The organism is Monashia sp. HAY1-2A (genome assembly GCF_056755315.1).
This window is the reverse complement of record NZ_JBNDHY010000514.1, coordinates 1-259: the sequence shown is the minus strand read 5'-3', so window position 1 is coordinate 259 and position 259 is coordinate 1. Positions and strand designations below refer to the sequence as shown.

The window sequence follows — 259 nt, the reverse complement described above, 5'->3', positions numbered from 1 at the left end:
CGCCGTAGAAGCCGCCGGCATAGCGCCACGGCCGCTGCACGCACACGAGGCGCGCCACGTATTCCACCGTGAACAGCGCGGTGAAGCCCCATTCGAACGCGTTCAGCAGGTCGGCGTGATCGCGATGCAGCCGCGGCACGCTGTCCAGCACGACGACGAGGATGCTGAGGAGGATGGCGCACACGAGGGCGATGTCGAAGCGCCGCCCGGCCGGGGCGTCGGCCTCGAAGATGACGTCGTACATGTGCCGCCGCCACCC

The 259-nt window shown here is 69.5% G+C and carries 1 protein-coding gene; it reads right to left on the bottom strand.

Going from position 1 to position 259, the window contains the following annotated elements; translation table 11 throughout:
* On the bottom strand, positions 1-244 hold a 244-nt coding region (locus ACPYOM_RS22935; protein WP_481347733.1), incomplete at its 3' end, for an ion transporter.
* Positions 245-259 lie beyond the last annotated feature (15 nt).